At 68.2% G+C, this 4,541-nt stretch carries 8 protein-coding genes; 1 reads left to right on the top strand and 7 read right to left on the bottom strand.

Features of this window, described 5'->3' with window-relative positions; genetic code table 11:
- The 6 genes from M3498_15700 to truA all read right to left on the bottom strand — a co-directional run.
- Nucleotides 1–161: kinase (locus tag M3498_15700; protein ID MDQ3460724.1), on the bottom strand; the 161-nt coding region annotated here is incomplete at its 3' end.
- Between the two features lie 46 nt (nt 162–207).
- A complete protein-coding gene (locus M3498_15705; protein ID MDQ3460725.1) occupies nt 208–555 on the bottom strand; it encodes an Asp23/Gls24 family envelope stress response protein in 348 nt (115 codons plus the stop codon).
- Nucleotides 556–722: 167 nt separating this feature from the next.
- Nucleotides 723–1,043: a DUF503 domain-containing protein gene (locus tag M3498_15710; GenBank protein ID MDQ3460726.1), complete on the bottom strand. Its 321-nt coding sequence runs from the start codon at nt 1,041–1,043 to the stop codon at nt 723–725.
- Nucleotides 1,044–1,124: 81 nt separating this feature from the next.
- Nucleotides 1,125–1,589, bottom strand: a complete 465-nt coding sequence (locus tag M3498_15715) for a DUF1999 family protein (protein MDQ3460727.1) — start codon at nt 1,587–1,589, stop codon at nt 1,125–1,127.
- Complete coding sequence (gene moaC / locus M3498_15720) at nt 1,574–2,029, bottom strand: cyclic pyranopterin monophosphate synthase MoaC (GenBank protein ID MDQ3460728.1); 456 nt, start codon at nt 2,027–2,029, stop codon at nt 1,574–1,576. Before moaC ends, M3498_15715 begins: the two co-directional genes overlap by 16 nt.
- Before the next feature lie 38 nt (nt 2,030–2,067).
- On the bottom strand, nt 2,068–2,871 hold the full coding sequence (truA, locus tag M3498_15725; GenBank protein MDQ3460729.1) for a tRNA pseudouridine(38-40) synthase TruA: 804 nt from the start codon (nt 2,869–2,871) through the stop codon (nt 2,068–2,070).
- Between the two features lie 247 nt (nt 2,872–3,118).
- Here truA and M3498_15730 point away from each other — a divergent pair, with 247 nt between their 5' ends.
- Nucleotides 3,119–4,258, top strand: coding sequence for a pectinacetylesterase family protein (locus M3498_15730; protein ID MDQ3460730.1), 1,140 nt, complete (start codon nt 3,119–3,121; stop codon nt 4,256–4,258).
- An 11-nt stretch (nt 4,259–4,269) separates the two neighbouring features.
- On the opposite strand, the gene M3498_15735 is transcribed toward M3498_15730, so the two are convergent.
- Nucleotides 4,270–4,541 (bottom strand): hypothetical protein (locus M3498_15735; GenBank protein MDQ3460731.1); only part of this gene is annotated, 272 nt, incomplete at its 5' end.

The following is a 4,541-nucleotide window of genomic DNA, read 5'->3' on the forward strand; positions in this document are numbered from 1 at the left end:
GTCTTGGGCTTCTCGCCCTCCAGCTGCCGCCGCACCGACTGCATGGTGAGGTGCATGTTGGTGCCGGTGTCGCCGTCGGGGACGGGGTAGACGTTTAAGGCGTTGACCTCGTCGATGTAGACACCCAGCCACTCGGTCGCATACGAAAAGGCCTTGACCAGCTCCCTGGCCGCGAGACGTGCCTGCGCCGCCCCTCTTTCCGCGACCTCAGCCACGGCTCACCCCGGCCACATGTACCCGCACCCGGCGGACTCGGGCGCCCGCCAGCGACCGGGCGGCGTACTCGACGCGCTCGCGCACCGAGTCGGCCACCGCGGGAATGTTGACACCGTAGGCGACCACCACGTGCAGGTCTATCTCGCAGTCGCCTTGGGCGACGCGAGTGACCACCACGCCCTCGTCGACCTGCTGCCGGCCCAGGATGCGCTTTAGGCCCTCGCGCATGCTGGCCGGCGCCATGCCCACCACGCCGGGAACCTCGTGCGCGGCCAGGCCGATGATCGTCGCCAGCGCCTCGTTGGTGACGACGAGCCTGTCCGCGCGCTTAGCAGGCAGCGCTTTGGGCTCCTTGGCGGTCTGCTTGGCGCCCGTTCTCCTGGCAGCAGTCCGTTTGGCAGCAGTCCGTTTGGCACCAGCCTTGTTGGCTTCCGTCTTCTCCGCCACGTGGGGCCTCCTTGTCGATGGGCCATTCTACGCCCTCAGGCCCTCCTCCGAAAGGGGGGCTAATGCTCGTCGTGCTCCGCGGCCGTCCACAGCTCTACCTCGAGCGAGCTGTAGGTGACCCGGCAGTCGCCGCTCTCGACGAAGTCGGCGACCTTGCCGAGCACGCCCTCGAGCCAGACCGCGTCGTGGCTGATGGCCGTCACCCCCAGGAGTTCCCAGCCGTGGCTGTCCTGACCGGCCAAGCGCGCCACCGAGACGGGAAAGCGCGCCTTGAGCCTCTCGGCGACGGGCTTGATGAGCGCGCGCTTCTCCTTCAAGCTGCGCGCCCAGGGCGTCTCGAGGCGAGCGAGATAGACGCCGATGTAGACGTTGCTGGACATCAGGTTGAAATCAAGGATTGAACGGGGAAAGGTTCACCGTTGACTCTCGGGTTGGCATTGTTCATCGTGCTCCCTTACGCCCTATCCCCTCGAGCCCAGGACGCGCCCGTAGAGGCGCAGCGAGGTCTCGCCGTAGCCGGCCTCGCGCAGGACCTGGGCCGCTTTCTCGTCGCTCTCGGGCACGGTCGCGATGAGGTCGTAGACGGCGGCGTCGTAGGCGCTCTTGGTGACCGCCTCGACGAGCGCCTTGAGGACGGCGGTCGGCGCGTCTCCTGCGCTGTCCATAGCCGCCAGGCGGCTCAGATAGACGGTCGGGCGGGTGCCGTTCCACACCGCCTGGGCGAGGGCGAAACCCCTCGCCTCGCCCCCCAGATAGGCGGCAAAGGCGTGGCCCGCGCGCAGAAAAAAGGCCAGGCTGCTCCGGGTCAGGGCGGGCTCGAGCTCGTACCTGAGGGCGTAGGCCTGGTCGATGGGCGCCAGGGCCTCGCCGTCGTCCTCGCCGAGCGGCCGCGCGCCTACCAGGCCCGCCGTCACGAGGCCCGCCACGGCCCCGACTTGCCGCCTTCCTTGCTGAGCAGCTTGACCTCTTCGATGACGATGCCCTTCGAGGCCGCCTTGAGCATGTCGTAGAGCGTGAGAGCGGCGACGCTGGCCGCGGTCAGCGCCTCCATCTCGACCCCGGTCGCGGCGGTCGTCTGGCAGACCGCCACGAAGCGGACCCGGTCCCCCTCCTCGGTTCCCGTCACCGCCACCTTGGTGAGCGGCAGCGGGTGACAGAGCGGGATGAGCTCGGCGGTGCGCTTGGCCGCCATGATGCCCGCGAGTTCGGCCACCGCCACCGCGTCGCCCTTGGGGTTGTCCCGTAGCGCCGCCGCCGCCTCGGGCGGCAAGCTCACGAGTGCCTGCGCCTCCGCCCGGCGGAGCGTCGCCTCCTTCGCTGACACGTCGACCATCACCGCCTTGCCGTCCTTGAAGTGGGTGAGCATAAGCCAAAGTATAAGGCATCAAGTATAAGGCATAAGGGCTAGCGGCCGGGCCAGGGTTCATAGCCCGCCTCGGCGAAGTAGAGGGCGTGAGCGGGCGCGTTCGGCCCCAACCTGCGGCGCTCTCCTGTCGCCAGGAGCCCGTCTAAGTCACCGGGCGCAAGCTTGCCCTCGCCGACGTAGAGCAGCGTGCCGACGATGGCCCGCACCATGCCGCGCAAAAAGCCGTCGGCCGCCACCTGCAGGCTGAGGTCGCTGCCGCTGAGGTCACTGCCGCTGGGCTCGAGCCGGCAGAGGTAGACCTCGCGCTCGGTCGTCCGCTCCTCCTGCGTCGCCAAGGCCGCGAAGTCGCGCCGGCCCTCGAAGCGGGGCGCGGCCGCTATCATCCTCGCCACGTCCAGCCTCTGGGGCAGGAAGAGGACCCGCCCGCGCTCCAGGGCCTGGCCCGCAAATCCGCCCCGCGCCAGCCGCAACTTGTAGAGGTAGCGCCGGTAGCGGCAGGAGAACCGCGCCTCGAAGTCAGCCGCGACCCCCTCGGCCGTCAAGACGCGCACGTCGGCCGGCAGCAGGCCGTTGAGCGCCCGCGCCACGCGCGCTTCGGGGACCGTGTCGGCGGTGTCGTAGTGCGCGACCATCGCCAGGGCGTGGACGCCCCTGTCGGTGCGGCCCGCGGCCATCACCCTGGGTTTCGCGCCGGTGAGGGCCGCCAGCGCCGCCTCGAGCACGCCCTGCACGGTGCGCTCGCCCTGAGCCTGCACCTGCCAGCCGAAAAAGCCCGCGCCGTCGTACTCGAGGGTGAGCTTGACCCGCCTCAAGCTGCCCGTTTGCGCCTCCCGAACGCCCATGCAAGGAGCTTAGCAGGGAGCAGCGCGGCTTTCACCCTCGCAGCAGGCGCCAGGCACGAGGATGGCCGCGCCCGAACCTCTGGGCGAGCGCGACGCGACCGATCGTCAGCTTGTAGAGCCCATCTCAAAAATGTTTGCACATGCCACGCGCGTCTAACCTTACTCGCTCTGCTCGCCCAAAAGGGGTTTTTGAGATAGCTTCTATACAAGCTGGCTCAAAGGAGCGACGGCCCGGTAGGATGGCGCTATGACCGTGCGCCCCGGCCCCTTGAAACTCTGGTTGAAACTCTGGCTCCACGCCCTCTTGCTCGTCCTCCTGAGCGCCTGCTACGCGCAGACGCCGCCCCCTGCCGCGCCCACGCCCCCACCCGCCCCGGCCCAGCCCGAGCTGCCCAGCGAACGCTGGAGCATGATCGAGCCCGGCGGCGACACCACCTGCGCCGACGGCTCGAGCTACGCCTTTTATGCTCGCGACGGGAGCAACAATCTGGTCATCGACTTCCAGGGCGGCGGGGCCTGCTGGAACGCCGCCACCTGCTCGAGGCCGGGCGCGGTCTACAGCACGCGCCTGAGCCCACCGCCCGCCGGCGGCGGTCTCTACAGCCGCGGCCGCGACGACAACCCGGTAGCCGACTGGGCTCACGTCTTCATCCCCTACTGCACGGGCGACGTCCACTGGGGCGACAACAGCGCGAGCTACGACGCCGTCACCGGCGGCAAAGGCGGCTTCACCGTCTTGCACCGGGGTGCCGTCAACGCTCGAGCCGCCCTCGCTTGGGTCTTCGAGCATTTCGAGGCGCCGGAGCGCATCTTCGTCACGGGCTGCAGCGCGGGCGCCTACGGGGCCATCTTGTGGACGCCGCTCATCCGCGAGCACTACCTGCAAGCCGAGTTCTACCAGCTCGGCGACAGCGGCGCCGGGGTGGTCACCGAGACTTTCGTGGCCGACAGCCTGCGCCACTGGAACGTCCTGGGGGCTATCCCCACCTGGGTCCCCGGTCTCGAGCCCAGCGAGGACGAGGTCTTTGGCACCGACTTCGTCTCCAGACTCTACAGCGCCATCGGCCGGCACTACCAGGGCGTCACGCTGGCGCAGTACCACACCCTCTTCGACGGCGTCCAGATCGGCTTTTTCGAGCTCATGGGCGGCAGGCCCGAGGCCTGGTCGGCGGAAATGCTTCGCTCGCTGCAAACCATCAGCGCAGAGACCGGCACCTTCACGAGCTACCTCGCCAACTACGGCGCCGACCCCAGGGGCGCGACCCCGCACTGCATCCTGAGCAGGCCGGAGTTCTACAGCCTCGAGACCGGCGGGGTCGTCTTCGTGGACTGGCTGACCGCCCTGCTGAGCGGCGAGGACGCGCCGGACGTGCGGGGGCTCGAGTAGGCGGAGCAGCCCTAGCGGCGGCTCATGACCGTTGCCTCGGGAGGGGCATAGAGGGTTGAATTATTAACGCCGTAGGAGGAGTTGATGTGAAATTTACCCGTAGAACTAATAGGTCCCACGGAAGCGATGGCACCATAGATCTTGCCTGAACCACTCTGCTCGAAACCCATGCCTGCCCAAAAAACTCCGTAGAAGTCGCTGCTGCCGCTGTTGACGATCCTTCTTGATGAAATGATCGCCACGGTAACCTCTGGTGCCCTGGTTGGATCAGTAGGATAGGTGG

Source organism: Deinococcota bacterium (genome assembly GCA_030858465.1).
Classification (GTDB): domain Bacteria; phylum Deinococcota; class Deinococci; order Deinococcales; family Trueperaceae; genus JALZLY01.

Excerpts from the sequence above, each read along its gene's own strand:
- M3498_15710 (MDQ3460726.1), bottom strand. The coding sequence starts at position 1,043 with ATGTCCAGCAACGTCTACATCGGCGTCTATCTCGCTCGCCTCGAGACG.
- moaC (MDQ3460728.1), bottom strand. The coding sequence starts at position 2,029 with ATGCTCACCCACTTCAAGGACGGCAAGGCGGTGATGGTCGACGTGTCA.
- truA (MDQ3460729.1), bottom strand. The coding sequence starts at position 2,871 with ATGGGCGTTCGGGAGGCGCAAACGGGCAGCTTGAGGCGGGTCAAGCTC.
- M3498_15730 (MDQ3460730.1), top strand. The coding sequence starts at position 3,119 with ATGACCGTGCGCCCCGGCCCCTTGAAACTCTGGTTGAAACTCTGGCTC.